Raw genomic sequence first — 16,676 nt, forward strand, 5'->3', positions numbered from 1 at the left:
CGATGGGTTTCAACCTTTCCGCCTGGGCGCTGCGCAATCGCCAGATCGTACTGTTCCTGATGATCCTGCTGGCTGCCATTGGCGCCATGTCCTACACCAAGCTCGGCCAGAGCGAAGACCCGCCGTTCACCTTCAAGGCCATGGTCATTCGGACCCTGTGGCCGGGCGCCACGGCCGAGGAAGTGTCGCGCCAGGTCACCGAACGCATCGAGAAGAAGCTGATGGAAACTGGCGAGTACGAGAAGATCGTCTCGTTCTCACGGCCCGGCGAATCGCAGGTGACCTTCATGGCCCGCGACTCGCTGCATTCCAAGGACATTCCCGAGCTGTGGTACCAGATCCGCAAGAAGGTCGCGGATATTCGCCACACCTTGCCCCCGGAAATCCAGGGTCCGTTCTTCAATGACGAGTTTGGCACCACCTTCGGCAATATTTATGCGCTGAGCGGCGCCGGTTTCGACTACGCGGTGCTCAAGGATTACGCCGACCGTATCCAGATCCAGTTGCAGCGGGTCAAGGACGTGGGCAAGGTCGAGCTGATCGGCCTGCAGGACGAAAAAATCTGGATCGAACTGTCCAACCTCAAGTTGGCCACCCTCGGCGTGCCGCTGCAGGCTGTGCAGCAAGCCCTGCGTGAGCAGAATGCGGTGAGCACCGCCGGCTTCTTCGAAACCCCCAGCGAGCGGTTGCAGCTGAGGGTCAGCGGGCAGTTCGACAGCGTCGAGCAGATTCGCCAGTTCCCCATCCGCGTCGGTGATCGCACCTTCCGCATCGGTGATGTCGCCGACGTGCACCGGGGTTTCAACGACCCGCCTGCGCCGCGCATGCGCTTCATGGGCGAGGACGCGATTGGCCTGGCCGTTTCGATGAAGGAGGGCGGTGACATCCTGGTGCTGGGCAAGGCCCTGGAGGGCGAGTTCGAGCGCTTGGCGCGCAACCTGCCGGCCGGCATGGAACTGCGCAAGGTGTCCGACCAGCCGGCGGCGGTCAAGGCGGGTGTCGGCGAATTCGTCCAGGTGCTGGTCGAGGCGCTGATCATCGTGCTGCTGGTGAGCTTCTTCTCGCTGGGCCTGCGCACCGGCCTGGTGGTGGCCCTGGCCATTCCGCTGGTGCTGGCCATGACGTTTGCTGCCATGCATTACTTCGGCATCGGCCTGCACAAGATTTCGCTCGGTGCGCTGGTGTTGGCCCTGGGCCTGCTGGTGGACGACGCGATCATTGCCGTGGAAATGATGGCGATCAAGATGGAGCAGGGCTATGACCGGCTCAAGGCAGCCAGCTATGCCTGGACCAGCACGGCGTTCCCGATGCTCACCGGTACCTTGATCACTGCGGCCGGCTTCCTGCCGATTGCCACGGCGGCGTCGAGCACCGGCGAATACACCCGTTCGATCTTCCAGGTGGTGACCATCGCGCTGCTGACCTCGTGGGTCGCGGCGGTGGTGTTCGTCCCTTATCTGGGCGAGCGCCTGCTGCCGGATCTGGCCAAGTTGCATGCCAAGCGCCACGGCAGCGAAGGGCAGGCGCCAGACCCATATGCCACGCCCTTCTACCAGCGTGTGCGGCGCATGGTGGGGTGGTGCGTACGGCGGCGCAAGACGGTCATCCTGCTGACCATTGCCGCCTTCATCGGCAGCATCCTGTTGTTCCGCTTTGTGCCCCAACAGTTCTTCCCGGCCTCTGGGCGCCCGGAGCTGATGGTCGACCTGAAGCTGGCCGAAGGGGCATCGCTGGCGAACACCGCCGAGCGGGTCAAACAACTGGAAGCGCTGCTCAAGCAGCAAGAAGGCATCGACAACTATGTGGCCTATGTCGGCACCGGTTCGCCACGTTTCTATCTGCCCCTGGACCAACAACTGCCCGCTGCCAGCTTTGCCCAGTTCGTCGTGTTGGCCAAGTCGATGGAGGACCGCGAGCGCTTGCGCAACTGGCTGATTACCACCGTCGATCAGCAGTTCCCTGACCTGCGCGCACGCGTCACTCGCCTGGAGAACGGCCCGCCCGTGGGCTATCCCGTGCAGTTCAGGGTAACCGGCGAGCATATCGAAAAGGCTCGCGCCCTGGCCCGCGAAGTGGCGGACAAGGTGCGTGAAAACCCGCACGTGGTGAACGTCCACCTGGACTGGGAAGAGCCAAGCAAGGCGGTGTTCCTGACCATTGACCAGGACCGTGCCCGCGCCCTTGGCGTCAGCACCGCGCACTTGGCCAGCTTCCTGCAAAGCTCGCTGACTGGCACCACGGTCAGCCAATACCGCGAAGACAACGAGCTGATCGAGATTCTCCTGCGCGGTACGCAGAAGGAGCGCGGCGAGCTGGGTAGCCTCGGCAGCCTGGCGCTGCCCACCGACAACGGCCAGAGTGTGCCGCTGTCACAGGTGGCGACGCTGGAATACGGCTTCGAGGAAGGCATCATCTGGCACCGTAACCGGCTGCCGACGGTAACCGTGCGCGCCGACATCTACGACAAGCAGCAACCTGCGACCCTGGTGCGGCAGATCGAGCCGACCCTGAGTGAAATCAAAGCCAGGCTGCCGGATGGCTACCTGCTGGAAGTGGGCGGTACCGTCGAGGATTCCGAGCGCGGGCAGAAATCGGTGAATGCCGGTATGCCGTTGTTCATCGTAGTGGTACTGAGCTTGCTGATGATCCAGTTGCGCAGTTTCTCGCGCACGGTGATGGTGTTCCTCACTGCACCTCTGGGACTGATCGGCGTAACGCTGTTCCTGCTGGTGTTCCGCCAGCCATTCGGCTTCGTTGCCATGCTCGGCACCATTGCCCTGGCGGGGATGATCATGCGCAACTCGGTGATTCTGGTGGACCAGATCGAGCAGGACATCGCCTCGGGGCTGGACCGTTGGCAGGCGATCATCGAAGCCACGGTGCGGCGTTTCCGGCCGATCGTGCTGACGGCGCTGGCGGCGGTGCTGGCGATGATTCCGCTGTCGCGTAGCGTGTTCTATGGGCCGATGGCGGTGGCGATCATGGGCGGGTTGATCGTGGCCACGGTGTTGACCTTGTTGTTCCTGCCGGCGTTGTATGCGGCGTGGTTCAGGGTCAAGAAAGGCTGAAAGCAGTAGGGGAGGGCATTGCCCTCCCCATTGCCATCAGAGGGCTCCGAACACCTTCTTGGCCAGGCTGGTAGCAGCTTGGGCCGGGTTCTGGCGAATGCCCTGCTCTTGCTTGGCGATCATTTCAAATAAGCCATCCAGGGCTTTTTCGGTTACATAGCTCTCGACATTGGCGCTTTTCGCGTCACCCAAGCCAAGCGCTGATGCCTGGCCGGCAAAGCTGTTGTACTGCTGAACCACGCCCACCTTGTCGGTCGCCGCCTTGACGATCGGCAGGAACTTGGCGCGGATCTGCTCGCGGCTGCTCTTGTTCAGGTACTGAGTGGCCGAATCATCGCCCCCGCTGAGAATGCCCTTGGCATCGGTCACGCTCATGTTCTTCACCGCATCCACCAAGATCGCCTGGGCTTGCGGTACCGCCGCCTCGGCCGCCTTGTTCATGCTGTCTTCCAAGGCCGTGACCTGGTCACCTTTGCCGAACATTTTCATGGCCTTGGCGGCCTTGCCGAGGTTGCCTGGCAGTTCGATGCGCACGTCCGGGTTGTTGCTGAAACCGCCCGGTGTGCTCAGTTGCTTGACGGCGACCTGTGCACCTTGGGTGAGGGCGTCTTTCAAACCGCCGGTGGCGTCTTTCTGGGTCAAGTCGCCCAGCGACAGGGCCAGGGCGCTGGCGGACAGCAGCAGGCCGGCGCACAGGGTGGTGAAGCGCAGGGAGGAGCGAATCATGAAGCGTTCCTTTTCAACAGAAGTGGGCGTATCTCAGCGTACGGGATCGACTTTGATCCGTACGGGCTGCGTATCGCTGCCATCGAGCTTGATGCCGTGGTGTTCGGTGTTGATGAACAGCAGCTTGCCGTCTAGTTCGATGCGTGCGCTGACCGCGTAGCGGTGGCCGGGTTTGACCTGAGCGGGGTCGTAGGTGAGGTGGAACGGCAGCGGTACATTGCCTTTGACTGGGCCGGCCTGGCGCGCCAGAGTCACGGCAGGGGCGTCCATCAGCGACACATCTTGCAGTTCGACGCTCAGGGTGGCGGCGGGCGGCAGGGCGATGCGCTGCAAGTAGAAGACTTCGCCATCCAGGCTTGCCTGGGTCGATGGGGTGTGGCTTGAACAGGCTGCGAGCAGGGATGCGCAACACAGCATTACGAGCTTTTTCATGGAATCTCCGTTGTCCGTGGGGTTGGCTTGTGACCAACCCCACGACTTTAGCGGATTTTCCCCGACGATGAAGCCTTAAAGGGTTGCCGTTGCCAGTGAGTCCTCGCGGTGCAGCGCGACTTGGCGGATCGACAGCCGCAGCTCGGCCGACAGCACGCGCTTGGCCACACCCTCGGCGAGTTCGCCCAGCTTGTCGTGGTAGCCGAGCTTGCCATTGCTGTCCGGACGCAGCACGCCCTGCTCGATCAAGGTCTGAATGAAGTGGCGGAACAGGGTCTTGTCGAAGAACTCCGGGGCGTTGAGGCCATGCAGGATCGACAAGCGCTGCGCCATCATCACGCAAAGGTCTTCCAACGCTTCGGCGCTCAAGGTGTTCTGGCCACTGTTGAGCAGCAGTGAGGTGGCCATGTAGAAGCGCTGCAGGGTTTGAGTGATGGTGCGGGCGAGCAGGGTCAACAAGACGAACTGGCGCGAGCTCGGTGCCGGGCGAATGTAAGTGTGGCCTTCCTGGCGCAGCAGGCCCTGTTCGACCAGCGCCGTCAGCCACTGATCGATGACCTCGTCCAGTTGCTCGGGTGCCCAGCGCAGGAACAACTCGGCCTGCAGGTAGGGATACAGCGCATGCACATACTGGCCGAGCAGTTCACGGCTCATCCGCGAGCTGCTGTGGAAGAAGCTCGCCAGCAACGCCGGCAAGGCAAAGATGTGCAGCACATTGTTGCGGTAGTAGGTCATCAATACCGCGTTGGCCTCATCCAGATAGAGAATGCGGCCGAGGGCATCTTTCTGTTCGGCCAGCAGGTCCATGCCCCTGACGTGTTCGATGAGGCTCCGGCCGTCACCGTCCGGCAAGGTGGTGTGTTCGGAGTAAGGGACCTTGCGCAGCAACGCCAGGTACAGGTCGAGCACGCGGGTCAGGGCGCTTTCGTCGAGCGCCAGCCGGCTGGTGGACAGCAGCGCCAGGGCCACCAGATTGACCGGGTTGACCGCCGCCGCCTCGTTGAGGTGACGGGCCACGGTTTCGCCCAGGCGCGTGGTGGTCTCATTTAGCCAGGCTGGGCGGAATTGCGGGCCAAGTGCCTGCTCGCGCCAACCGGGTTGCTGCTGGTCGAGGAAGCCCGCCAGGCGGATTGGCTCGCCAAAGTTGACGTAAACCTGGCCGAAGCGCTGCTTCAGCGCGCCGATGACCTTGAAGATGTCGAAGATCGACTCTTTCTTCTTGCTGGCCCCGCGCAGTTCACCCAGGTAGGTGCGGCCTTCCAATACCCGCTCGTAGCCGATGTATACCGGCACGAAGACGATCGGCGTGCGCGATGAGCGCAGGAAACTGCGCAGGGTGATCGCCAGCATCCCGGTGCGCGGCTGCAGCATGCGCCCTGTACGCGAGCGCCCGCCCTCGACAAAGTATTCGACCGGGAAGCCCTTGGTGAACAAGGTGTGCAGGTATTCGTTGAACACCGCAGTGTACAGCGGGTTGCCCTTGAACGTACGGCGCATGAAGAAGGCGCCGCCGCGGCGCAGCAGGCCGCCGATCACCGGCATGTTGAGGTTGATGCCGGCGGCGATGTGCGGCGGCGTCAGGCCATTGCGGAACAGCAGGTAGGACAGCAGCAGGTAGTCGATGTGGCTGCGGTGGCAGGGCACGTAGATCACTTCGTGGCCTGGCGCGATGCCCTGCACCTGCTCGATGTGGTTGACCTTGATACCGTCGTAGATCTTGTTCCAGAACCAGCTGAGCACCACTTCGAGGAAGCGGATGGCGGTGTAGGTGTAGTCCGAGGCGATCTCATTGCCATAGCGCAGCGCTTGCGCCTCGGCCTTGGCCACCGGGATGTTCTCCCGTTGCGCTTCGTCGCTGATGGCTTGGCGCACCATCGGCGCATGCACCAGGCCTTTGACCAGGTTGCGTCGATGCGAGATGTCCGGGCCGATCACGGCGGTCTTGAGGTTGCGAAAGTGCACGCGCATCAGGCGCTGGGCCATGCGCACGGTACGTTCGTGGCCTTTGTTGTGCTGCACCAGTTCGCGTACGTGGATCGGTGCGGAAAATTGCACACGCGTCTTGCGCCCGAGGATCAGGATGGTCAACAGCCGGCGCAGGCGCCCGGTAACCGCCCAGCTGTCGGCGAACAGCAGCTTCCACGGGCTGGATTCGCTGGCCGGGGTCTGGCCCCAGAACACGCTGACCGGAATGATCTGCGCGTCTTCCTCGGGGTGCTGGTTGACCGCCCCGATCACCCGCTCCAGGGTCGGTGGGGCGCCGCGCTTGTCGTGGCGGCCAAGCCAGTCTGGCTCCGGGGTGAGGTAGAAGAAGCCGGCAGGTTCGTGCAGTGAGCCGACAGCCACCGGTAGCACCGGGCGTGGCAGCCCCGCTTTGGTGCACTCGTGGTCGAGCACGGCCAGGTCGGTGAGCGATGGCGAAGGCAGGGCGTAGAACACCGGGCGGCTGCGGTCGAGCTGCAGGCGCATGGCCGACTGGTTGATGGTCTCGGAGCGCACCCACAGGTACAACAGGCGACGCAGAGCGCCGAAGATCAGGCGGCGCAGGGGAGAACGGGTCATGGGGTGAGTGCCCTGGGTATGATTTTTAGTGAGTGTGCAATCAGTTAGTCTGCCGTATCTGCGTAAGTTCAGCAAAAACCTGCAAATGGCGCGGTGGTCATGAAAAATCTTTGTTCTGTGTCATATACTCGGCCTGCCACTTGCAGGATATTTCGGTAAGCGGCGTCGGCACAGGGAGGAAACCCTGTGTCTGCAAGGCGATCTTCACAATAAAAATCCGGAGTAGTTCAGATGTCGTCTCGTGAGACTGGGAATGTAAAGTGGTTCAACGATGCCAAGGGCTTTGGCTTCATTCAACGCGAAGGTGGTGCGGATGTATTCGTCCACTATCGGGCGATCCGCGGTGAGGGGCATCGTACCCTGGTCGAAGGGCAGCAGGTCGAGTACTCCTGCGTGCAGGGCCAGAAAGGCCTGCAAGCTGAGGACGTAGTAGGGCTCTGAGCCTCGTCTGATACGCCTCAAGCTGCAAGTTGACCGTGTGACTTGCAGCCTGATGCGACCCATTTTCAGCTGGTGCGCCAGGTGATCTCCTCTTCACCGTCGGCGCTGATGCGGACCCAGCGGTCGGCATCTTCCTCGCCCTGTTCCTCGACCCAACCACCCGGCGCGCAGCGCACTTCCACGCCCAGTGCGGCGAACGCGGCGCGGGCGCAGGCGATGTCATCGTCCCATGGAGTCTGGTCACTTTCCAGGAACAGACTGTTCCATTTTCCTACAGCCTTGGGTAACCAAGTGACCGGAATGTTACCGGCATGGCATTTGAAGGTCTGGCCTTTCTGCTGCCATTCGCTGCACGGACCGATTGCTTCGTTCAGCCACTGGGCAATCTGCTTGTGGTCGACGTCGGCGTCCTTCAGGTAAATCTCGATATCAGGTTGGCGCATAAGGGCTCCGTGTGTGCTCAGTCTTGGCGCACGAAATAGTCATAACGCATGGAAACCGTGACCTCGAACGGCTCAGGCTGGTCGATCACCTGCGCACGCTTCTCGGCGCTGGCACGCCAGCCGTGCGGGGTCATCGCCAGCAGGTCGGCGCGGGCCTTGGGGGCGGCCAGGCTCAAGCGGAACTCGAGGGTTTCGCCGTGGGCGTGGACCATGCCCTCAGGAACCAGGGCTAGGTGCTTGTCGTCGGCGTAAGGGCGTACTTCATCGTAGAGCACTTCGCGCAGTTCCATCAGGTGACCGCTGGTCGGGCCGACCCGCATCAATCCGCCGCCTGGGCTGAGCAGGCGCTTGGCCTCGGCCCAGTCCAGCGGGCTGAACACGCTGGCGATGAACTGGCAGCTAGCGTCGGCCAGCGGTACGCGGGCCATGCTGGCGACCATCCAGGTGACTGCAGGATCACGGCGACAGGCGCGCTTGACGGCTTCGCGGGAGATATCCAGGGCGTAGCCGTCAGCCTGTGGCAGAGCCTGGGCCAGTTGCGCGGTGTAGTAACCTTCGCCGCAACCGATGTCGAGCCAGGCGCCGGGCTGGCGCTCGGCGGCCAGTTCCGCCAGGCGGCGGGCCACCGGGGCGTAGTGACCGGCGTCGAGGAAGTCGCGACGTGCTTCGACCATGGCCTGGTTGTCGCCTGGGTCGCGGCTGTTCTTGTGCTGCACCGGCAGCAAGTTCAGGTAACCCTGGCGAGCACGGTCGAAGCGGTGGCCGGCTGGGCACACCACGCCGTTGTCGAGCCGCGTCAGGGCCGCCTGGCAGATAGGGCAGGCGAGCATCAGGCGAGCAACCGGACCAGGGTCTGGTAGTAGATCTCGGTCAGCAGGTCGAGGTCGCTGGCCAGGATGCGTTCGTCGACTTGGTGAATGGTCGCATTGACCGGGCCCAGCTCGACCACTTGCGTACCCATGGTGGCAATGAAGCGGCCGTCCGAGGTGCCACCGCTGGTGGACGCTTGGGTTTCGCGGCCGGTAACGCCCATGATGCTCGCCGACACGGCATCCAGCAATTCACCCGGTTCGGTCAGGAACGGCAGGCCCGACAGCGCCCAATCGATCGACCAGTCCAGCGCGTGCTTGTCGAGGATGGCCGACACCCGTGCCTGCAGCCCTTCGACCGTCGACTCGGTGGAGAAACGGAAGTTGAACAGCGCGGTCAGGTCGCCCGGTACCACGTTGGTGGCGCCGGTGCCGGAATTGAGGTTGGAGATCTGGAAGCTGGTCGGTGGGAAGAACGCGTTGCCTTCGTCCCAGTGCTCGGCGGCCAGCTCCGCCAATGCGGGCGCAGCCAGGTGGATCGGGTTGCGCGCCAGGTGCGGGTAGGCCACGTGGCCCTGTTTGCCGCGCACGGTCAGCTTGGCGCCGAGCGAGCCGCGGCGGCCGTTCTTGACCACGTCACCGAGCAACGTGGTGCTCGACGGTTCGCCGACGATGCACCAGTCCAGGCGCTCGTTGCGTGCGACCAGGCGCTCGACCACCGCCTTGGTGCCATGATGGGCCGGGCCTTCTTCGTCGCTGGTGATCAGGAAGGCGACCTTGCCGCGGTGGTTCGGATAATCCTGCACGAAGCGCTCGCTGGCCACCACCATGCAGGCCAGGCTGCCTTTCATGTCGGCAGCGCCACGGCCGCAGAGCATGCCATCAGCGTCGATCAGCGCTTCGAACGGCTCATGCTGCCACTGTTGCACCGGGCCGGTGGGGACCACGTCGGTGTGGCCGGCGAAGCACAGCACCGGGCCTTCCTGGCTGCCATGGGTGGCCCAGAAGTTGTCGACGTCCTCGATGCGCATCGGTTCGAGCTGGAAGCCCACGGCGCCCAGGCGATTCATCATCTGCGCCTGGCAGTCGGCGTCGACGGGGGTGACCGAGGGGCGACGGATCAGGTCGCAGGCCAGTTGAAGGGTAGGCGAGAGCTCGGCTGGGGCCGTCATGGGGAACTCCGGGGCAAGGCAAGGCGGAAAAACGAGGGGCGTTATCTTATATCAAAGCAAGGGGCCGCGCAGCGGCCCCTGCCGATCAGGTCGCCTGGGCTTCAACCACGCGGTCACTTGGCTTGGGCAGGGAAGACAGAAACGCCATCACCAATGCCGCCAGGTACGGCAACGACTGCACCAGCAGCATGGCCACCCAGAAGCGCATGTCCGAGCTTGGCAGCCCTTGTACCAGGTAGATCCCGGCCGCTGCGCCCCACAACAGCAGCATGATGAACAGCTCTTCCCGTGCTTCGGAAATCGCCACCAGCAGCCCATGGCTGTCGGCATTCTTCGGTGTGCGGAAGAACGGCATGCTGCTGGTGAAGAACCCATAGAGCACCGCCTTGGCGATGGTGTGCGACAGCGCCAGCCCCGCCAACGCAGCAGCGAAGGCATCCTTGAGGTTGACCCCCACCGCCCGGCGGTAGAGGAAGATGATCTTGCCGACCTTGAAGAAGAACAGCGCCAGCGGCGGGATGGCGAAGATCATCAGCGGCGGGTCGACCCGGTGGGGCACGATGATCATCGCCGCCGACCACAGCAGTGCGCCGACGGTGAAAAAGATGTTCATGCCATCGGCGACCCACGGCAGCCAGCCGGCCAGGAAGTGATAGCGCTGGCCACGGGTCAGCTCGCTGCCCTTGCCGCGCAGCAACGCGGCGGCGTGGTGCTTGATGATCTGGATCGCGCCGTAGGCCCAGCGGAAACGTTGCTTCTTGAAGTCGATGAAGGTGTCGGGCATCAGGCCCTTGCCGTAGCTGTTGTGGGCGTAGGCGGCCGACAGGCCTTTTTCGAAGACGCGCAGGCCCAGCTCGGCATCCTCGCAGATGCACCATTCGGCCCAGCCCAGCTCTTCCAGAACCGTGCGTCGGGTCATGGTCATGGTGCCGTGCTGGATGATCGCGTCGCGGTCGTTGCGGGTGACCATGCCGATATGGAAGAAGCCCTTGTACTCGCTGTAGCAGAGCTTTTTAAAGGCGCTTTCATGCTGGTCGCGGTAGTCCTGTGGCGACTGCACCACGGCGATTTTCGGGTCGGCGAAGTGCGGCACCATGTGCTTGAGCCAGTTGCGGTCGACGCAGTAGTCCGAGTCGATGACTGCGATCACTTCGGCATCCTTGGCGGTGTGCGGCAGCAGGTAGTTCAGCGCACCGCCCTTGAAACCGGCCAATGGCGCCACATGGAAGAACTTGAAGCGCTCGCCGAGTTTCTCGCAGTGGGCCTTGAGCGGTTCCCACACGGCCGGGTCCTTGGTGTTGTTGTCGATTACCAGCACTTCGTAATCGGGGTAGTCCAGTGCGGCGAGGGCATCGAGGGTCTGTTTGACCATCTCCGGCGGCTCGTTGTAGCACGGCACATGCACCGAGACCTTGGGTCGGTAGGCGCTGTCGCCTTGTACCGGAAGGAATTCGCGGCGACGCTTGTGTATCCACACGGCCTCGGCCAGTTCGTGGGCTTCGGTCAGCAGCACGATGAATACACCGAGTGCACCGAGCGCCAGCAGCACGCCAACGGTCAGGCTGAACCAGGTGCTGTATTGCTGGCTGTAGTCGTAGGCGATCCACACCAGCACCGACCCGCACAGGAAAGTAATGAACGTCAGGAACGTGCGGCCGCGCTGGCGCAGGGCTGAACCGTCGATGAACAGCACCATCAGGGCAATCATCGCCAGCACCACCGAGGCCACCGCCAGGGCACGCCACTGCGGAATCGCCACCACGGGGCCTTCGAAGTTGAACTTCTGCTGGCGCTCGGCGTTGTACACGCCCCAATAGGCGCCAACCGAGCCTTCATCACTGGCCTTCCACGGCTGATCATAGGCTTCGATGACGAAGTAGTTGTAGCCGCGCCGGTTGAGGGTATTGACCAGGGTCCGCAGGTAGATGGCCTGGTCCGCCTGGGTGGCGTCGGCGCCACCGCGCATGCGGCCATTGCTCGGCCAGCCGACTTCCGAGAGCAGCAGGGGTTTGCGTGGGAATTGCTGTTTCAGCTCACGTGCGCGATCAAGTACGAACTCGACCGAATCCTTCATGGGCACGAATTCCCAATAGGGCAAGATGTGCGCGGCAATCAGGTCGACATGCTTGGCTATTTCCGGGTTTTCCTTCCAGATATGCCATTGCTCACTGGTGGTCACGGGCACCTTGACCGCTGCGCGTACCCGGTCCAGGTACTTGATCAGGTTCTCGGGCGTGACCTCCTCACGGAACAACGCCTCGTTGCCGACCACCACCCGTACCACGCTGCGCGAGGTGTTGGCCAACTGGATGGCGGTGGCGATTTCACGTTCGTTGCGCTCCAGGTCCGGGCTGATCCAGATTCCCAGCGTCACCCGCAGGCCAAATTCTTCGGCCAGGCGCGGGATGTCCGCCTGAGTGCCTTCCACGGTGTAGATGCGCACGCTATCGGTCAGTTTGCTCAGCTGCTCCAGGTCCTGACGCATCTCGTCATCGCTGGGGTATTGCCCTTTCTGTGGACTTTCGCCCAGGCGAAACGGCGAATAGGAGAAGCCTGAAATCTGCTCGGGCCACGCGGGGGCGGACACCGGGCGGTTGATCAGCGCCCAGAACCCGGTGAACAAGGCAGCGATGGCCAGAACCACCACCAGGTTCAAGCCGAATTTTCGTGAAGACATGGTCGTCCAAATCTGAAAAGCGATAGGACATTAAAGCAGGGTTCGTAGTCTCTTTCCTAACGATGGAGGCCGTGAGCCCACTGGCCTATAATGCGTGCCGGTTTTTTGAGGTATGAGCATGAGCACAGAAGATCCACGCTTCGCCGGCGTTGCCCGGCTGTATGGCGACCAGGGGCTGCAACGCCTGAGCCAGGCCCATGTGGCAGTCGTCGGCATCGGCGGGGTCGGCTCGTGGGCCGCCGAGGCGCTGGCCCGCAGTGGCGTGGGCGAGATCACCCTGTTCGATCTGGACGACGTCTGTGTCAGCAACACCAACCGCCAGGCCCATGCCCTCGAAGGTCAGGTAGGGCGGCCCAAGGTCGAGGTGATGGCCGAGCGCTTGCGGGCGATCAACCCGGCGTGCACGGTGCACGCGGTGGCTGATTTCGTCACCCGCGAGACCATGGCCGAGTACATCACCGAAGCGATGGATGCGGTGATCGACTGTATCGACAGTGTGATGGCCAAGGCCGCGCTGATTGCCTGGTGCAAGCGCCGCAAGATTGCCGTGGTCACCACCGGCGGCGCGGGCGGGCAGATCGACCCGACGCAGATCCAGGTCGGCGACCTCAACAAGACCTTCAACGACCCGTTGGCGTCCCGCGTGCGCTCGACCTTGCGCCGCGATTACAACTTCTCGCGCAACGTCAGCCGCAACTATGGCGTGGCGTGTGTGTTCTCCAGCGAACAGCTGCGCTACCCCAAAGGCGATGGCAGCGTGTGCCTGCAGAAGAGCTTCGTCGGTGAGGGCGTGCGCCTGGACTGCTCGGGAGGTTTTGGCGCGGTGATGATGGTCACCGCAACCTTCGGCATGGTGGCCGCCAGCAAGGCGGTAGAAAAACTGGTGGCCGGCGCACGGCGGCCGTCGGAGCGGGTCAAGCCTGAGTAAGGCGTGGAACTTGCGGTGATCGCTTCGCGGGCAAGCCCGATCCCACAAGGACTGCGCAGCCCTTCAGATCAGCGCGGACTCTGTGGGAGCGGGCTTGCCCGCGAAGCATTCAGCGCTGTTCAACTGGCTGAAACCAGCTCCGCCATCCGCTGCAACACCGCATGCAACCCGTTGCTGCGCGATGGCGACAACTGCCGCTCCAGCCCCAGCCGGGTAAACCACTCGCGCACATCCAGCTGCGCCAGTTGGTTGCTGTCGAGCCCTTGCACCCGCAGCAGCAACAACGCCAGCAGCCCGCGCAATAACCGCGCATCGCTGCCGGCCTTGAACTGCCATTGACCCTCTTGCTGCTCAGCAACCAGCCACACCAGGCTTTCACAGCCGTGGACGCGGTTGCCTTCGGATTTTTCCGCATCGCTCAGCGGCTCCAGGCGATCGCCCATCTGCATCAGCAGCCGCGCACGCTGTTCCCAGCCGCGGGCCTGCTCGAAACGTTCCAGGGCTTCCTGGGCGGAAGAGGGCAGGCTCACCGCAGCAGCTCCAGACCCTGGTCGAGTGCCTCGAAGAAACGCTGCAGGTCCTCGCTGTCGTTGTACAGACCAAGCGACACCCGAATAGCGCCCTCCAATCCCAGCCCTTTGAGCAACGGCATGGCGCAGTGGTGGCCTGCACGCACGGCAATGCCTTGCTCGGTCAAAAGGTGAGCGATGTCGGCGTTGTGCACGCCGTCGATCACGAAGCTGGCCAGGGCCGCCTGCGGGGTACCGAGAACCCGCACGCCTTCCCGGTCGGCCAACCCACGAAGCAGGTGCTGATGCAGGCTTGATTCATGGCTTTCGACGGCCATGGCATCGAGGCTGGCCAGATAATCGAGGGTCGCACCCAGGCCGATCACCCCGGCGATCGGTGGTGTGCCTGCCTCGAACCCAAGCGGGGCGGGGCGGAAGCTGGCACTCTGGTAGTCAGCCAATTGCACCATCTCACCGCCAAACTGCCAGTGACGCAGCAGCGCCAGCGCCTGCGGGCGACCATAAAGCACGCCGACCCCTTCCGGGCCGTACAACTTGTGGCTGGAGAACACGTAGAAGTCACAATCCAACTGCTGCACATCGTGACGACCATGCACCACCCCTTGGGCACCATCGACCACGGTCAGTGCGCCTTGGGCGCGGGCATGGGCCAGCAAGGCCGGCAGTGGTTGCCAGGTACCGAGCACATTGGACAACTGGCTGACGGCCAGCACCCGTGTGCGCGGGCCGATCAGCTGCAGGGCCTGGTTGAGGTCGATGCTGCCAAGCGCGTTCACGGGCAGCACCACCAGGCGCACGTTGCGCCGCTGTGCCAGTTGCTGCCAGGGCAGCAGGTTGGCGTGGTGCTCCAGGGCGCTGACAGCAATTTCGTCCCCGGCCTCGAAGCGATGTTCCAGACCATAGGCCAGCAGGTTCAGTGCCGAGGTAGCGCCGTGAGTAAAGATGATTTGCCGCGACTCGGCAGCATTGAGCCAGGCGGCAACCTTGTCGCGGCTGGCTTCGAACGCCTGAGTCGCCAGCGCGCCGGGCAGGTGCTGGGCACGGTGCACATTGGCCGCACCGTGGCCGTAGTAATGGCTCAGGGCATCGAGTAGGGCCTGGGGTTTCTGGGTGGTCGCGGCGCTATCCAGGTACGTCTGGTGCTGCCGTTGCAGAGCGGCGATGGCGGGGAAATCGGCACGCCAGGGGGAGGGCTGGAACATGATCACGGGGCCTGGAATGAAAATCGGGTCTGGCGTGAGTGCGCCAGACCCGATCTTAACACTTCGAACCCGTGGGGGGTTTTCAGTTGTGGGCGTGCAGCGCCTCGTTCAACTCGATCGCCGATTTGTGCGTCTTGCACTCGACGGCGCCGTTCAGCGAGTTGCGGCGGAACAGCAGGTCGGTCTGGCCGGCCAGGTCACGGGCCTTGACCACTTTCACCAGCTCGTTGTTTTCGTCGAGCAGGTTCACCTTGGTGCCAGCGGTGATGTACAGGCCGGCTTCGACGGTGTTGCGGTCGCCCAGTGGGATGCCGATACCGGCGTTGGCACCGATCAGGCAGCCTTCGCCAACCTTGATCACGATATTGCCGCCGCCGGACAGGGTACCCATGGTCGAGCAACCGCCGCCCAGGTCCGAGCCCTTGCCGACGAAGACGCCCGCCGAGACGCGGCCTTCGATCATGCCAGGGCCTTCGGTGCCGGCGTTAAAGTTGACGAAGCCTTCGTGCATGATGGTGGTGCCTTCGCCGATGTAGGCGCCCAGGCGCACACGGGCGGTGTCGGCGATACGCACGCCGGCCGGGACCACGTAGTCGGTCATTTTCGGGAATTTGTCCACCGAGAACACTTCCAGCAGCTCGCCCTTCAGGCGCGCTTCCAGCTGCAGCTCGGCCAACTCGGCCAGGTCGACCGCGCCCTGATTGGTCCAGGCGACGTTCGGCAGCAGCGGGAAGATACCGGCCAGGCTCAGGCCGTGCGGCTTGACCAGACGGTGCGACAGCAGGTGCAGCTTGAGGTAGGCCTCTGGCGTCGAGCTCAAGGCTGTGTCTTCGGCCAGCAGGGTGGCGACCAGCGGCTTGTGGCTTTCGGCCAGGCGGGTCAGCAGGGCGGCCTGGGCGGCATCGACGCCTTTCAGGGCTTCGGCCAGTTGCGCGGCCTGGCCATTGCTGAAGCTGATGGCCTGGTTGCCGCCTTCATAACCGAGGATCGGCGCAACGGCGGCGACCAGCTCGGCGCTCGGTTTGAGCAGCGGTTGTGCGTAGAACACTTCCAGCCAGGTGCCCTGGCGGTTCTGGGAGCCGACACCGAAGGCCAGGCTGAACAGGGTATTGGACATGTGATTACCTCGTGCGAAATAGGGTAGGGGCTCAGGCCAGCGCGGCGGCGTACAGGTCTGGCTTGAAGCCGACCAGGGTGCGCGCGCCAAGGTCGAGCACAGGGCGCTTGATCATCGACGGCTGGGCCAGCATCAATTCGACGGCTTTGGCCTGGTCGAGGTCGGCCTTGCTGGCGTCGTCGAGCTTGCGGAACGTGGTGCCGGCACGGTTGAGGATGACTTCCCAGCCGTGTTCGTCGCACCAGCGGTTCAGGCTGTCACGGTCGATGCCTTGGGTCTTGTAGTCGTGGAATTCGTAGGCGATGGCTTTGTCTTCGAGCCAGGTACGCGCCTTTTTCATGGTGTCGCAGGCTTTGATGCCGTAGAGCGTGTGGGTCATTGTGTGCATTGAGGCCACAGGCTGCCTCAATCTCTCCATGTTCAATTGTCAGTCGCGGGATTATGCGGGAACGATGGGTTGAGCGCCACGGGTGTGCTTGCCTTGAAGTTTGCAATGCCTATGAGATCGAGCTTCGGTTACCTGGGTCAAGCGGTGCCCGGACAGACGCTGTGCGCGTTCGGCTAGCGTG

The 16,676-nt window shown here is 63.3% G+C and carries 14 protein-coding genes; 3 read left to right on the top strand and 11 right to left on the bottom strand.

Going from position 1 to position 16,676, the window contains the following annotated elements; genetic code table 11:
* Positions 1–2 precede the first annotated feature (2 nt).
* Positions 3–3,068, top strand: a complete 3,066-nt coding sequence (locus ACZ6YA_RS07115) for an efflux RND transporter permease subunit (protein ID WP_465896420.1) — start codon at positions 3–5, stop codon at positions 3,066–3,068.
* Positions 3,069–3,104: 36 nt separating this feature from the next.
* Here the strand turns inward: ACZ6YA_RS07115 and ACZ6YA_RS07120 are convergent, their stop codons facing one another.
* The 3 genes from ACZ6YA_RS07120 to plsB all read right to left on the bottom strand — a co-directional run bounded on the left by ACZ6YA_RS07120 (position 3,105) and on the right by plsB (position 6,788).
* Positions 3,105–3,794: a DUF4197 domain-containing protein gene (locus tag ACZ6YA_RS07120; RefSeq protein WP_465896421.1), complete on the bottom strand. Its 690-nt coding sequence runs from the start codon at positions 3,792–3,794 to the stop codon at positions 3,105–3,107.
* Positions 3,795–3,827: 33 nt separating this feature from the next.
* Positions 3,828–4,226 carry a YbaY family lipoprotein gene (locus ACZ6YA_RS07125; protein ID WP_465896422.1) on the bottom strand — a complete coding sequence of 133 codons (399 nt, stop codon included), beginning with the start codon at positions 4,224–4,226 and terminating at the stop codon, positions 3,828–3,830.
* A 75-nt stretch (positions 4,227–4,301) separates the two neighbouring features.
* A complete protein-coding gene (gene plsB, locus ACZ6YA_RS07130; RefSeq protein WP_465896423.1) occupies positions 4,302–6,788 on the bottom strand; it encodes a glycerol-3-phosphate 1-O-acyltransferase PlsB in 2,487 nt (828 codons plus the stop codon).
* 231 nt (positions 6,789–7,019) lie between these two features.
* Here plsB and ACZ6YA_RS07135 point away from each other — a divergent pair, with 231 nt between their 5' ends.
* Positions 7,020–7,229, top strand: a complete 210-nt coding sequence (locus ACZ6YA_RS07135) for a cold-shock protein (protein ID WP_465896424.1) — start codon at positions 7,020–7,022, stop codon at positions 7,227–7,229.
* A 65-nt stretch (positions 7,230–7,294) separates the two neighbouring features.
* On the opposite strand, the gene ACZ6YA_RS07140 is transcribed toward ACZ6YA_RS07135, so the two are convergent.
* From ACZ6YA_RS07140 to ACZ6YA_RS07155, 4 genes are all read right to left on the bottom strand, one after another.
* A complete protein-coding gene (locus tag ACZ6YA_RS07140) occupies positions 7,295–7,672 on the bottom strand; it encodes a hypothetical protein (RefSeq protein WP_465896425.1) in 378 nt (125 codons plus the stop codon).
* A gap of 17 nt (positions 7,673–7,689) precedes the next feature.
* Positions 7,690–8,502, bottom strand: a complete 813-nt coding sequence (locus tag ACZ6YA_RS07145) for a putative RNA methyltransferase (RefSeq protein ID WP_465896426.1) — start codon at positions 8,500–8,502, stop codon at positions 7,690–7,692.
* Positions 8,502–9,653 (bottom strand): succinyl-diaminopimelate desuccinylase, encoded by a 1,152-nt coding sequence (gene dapE / locus ACZ6YA_RS07150; RefSeq protein WP_465896427.1) that lies wholly within the window; start codon positions 9,651–9,653, stop codon positions 8,502–8,504. Before dapE ends, ACZ6YA_RS07145 begins: the two co-directional genes overlap by 1 nt.
* A gap of 85 nt (positions 9,654–9,738) precedes the next feature.
* Complete coding sequence (locus ACZ6YA_RS07155; RefSeq protein ID WP_465896428.1) at positions 9,739–12,330, bottom strand: glycosyltransferase; 2,592 nt, start codon at positions 12,328–12,330, stop codon at positions 9,739–9,741.
* A gap of 118 nt (positions 12,331–12,448) precedes the next feature.
* Between ACZ6YA_RS07155 and tcdA the strand changes: the two genes are divergently transcribed.
* Positions 12,449–13,258, top strand: coding sequence for a tRNA cyclic N6-threonylcarbamoyladenosine(37) synthase TcdA (tcdA, locus tag ACZ6YA_RS07160; RefSeq protein WP_465896429.1), 810 nt, complete (start codon positions 12,449–12,451; stop codon positions 13,256–13,258).
* 119 nt (positions 13,259–13,377) lie between these two features.
* Here tcdA and ACZ6YA_RS07165 read toward each other — a convergent pair whose 3' ends face one another.
* The 4 genes from ACZ6YA_RS07165 to ACZ6YA_RS07180 form a co-directional block, all read right to left on the bottom strand.
* The gene (locus tag ACZ6YA_RS07165; RefSeq protein ID WP_465896430.1) at positions 13,378–13,788 is read right to left on the bottom strand and encodes a SufE family protein; all 411 of its coding nucleotides are present in this window, start codon (positions 13,786–13,788) and stop codon (positions 13,378–13,380) included.
* Positions 13,785–14,990 (bottom strand): cysteine desulfurase, encoded by a 1,206-nt coding sequence (locus ACZ6YA_RS07170; protein ID WP_465896431.1) that lies wholly within the window; start codon positions 14,988–14,990, stop codon positions 13,785–13,787. The genes ACZ6YA_RS07165 and ACZ6YA_RS07170 overlap by 4 nt, the downstream gene beginning before the upstream one ends.
* 82 nt (positions 14,991–15,072) lie before the next feature.
* The gene (dapD, locus tag ACZ6YA_RS07175) at positions 15,073–16,107 is read right to left on the bottom strand and encodes a 2,3,4,5-tetrahydropyridine-2,6-dicarboxylate N-succinyltransferase (RefSeq protein ID WP_465896432.1); all 1,035 of its coding nucleotides are present in this window, start codon (positions 16,105–16,107) and stop codon (positions 15,073–15,075) included.
* 31 nt (positions 16,108–16,138) lie between these two features.
* Entirely contained in the window at positions 16,139–16,486 is a 348-nt protein-coding gene (locus tag ACZ6YA_RS07180) for an ArsC family reductase (protein ID WP_181318750.1), read from the bottom strand.
* Positions 16,487–16,676 lie beyond the last annotated feature (190 nt).

Source organism: Pseudomonas sp. NPDC090752, assembly GCF_055584805.1.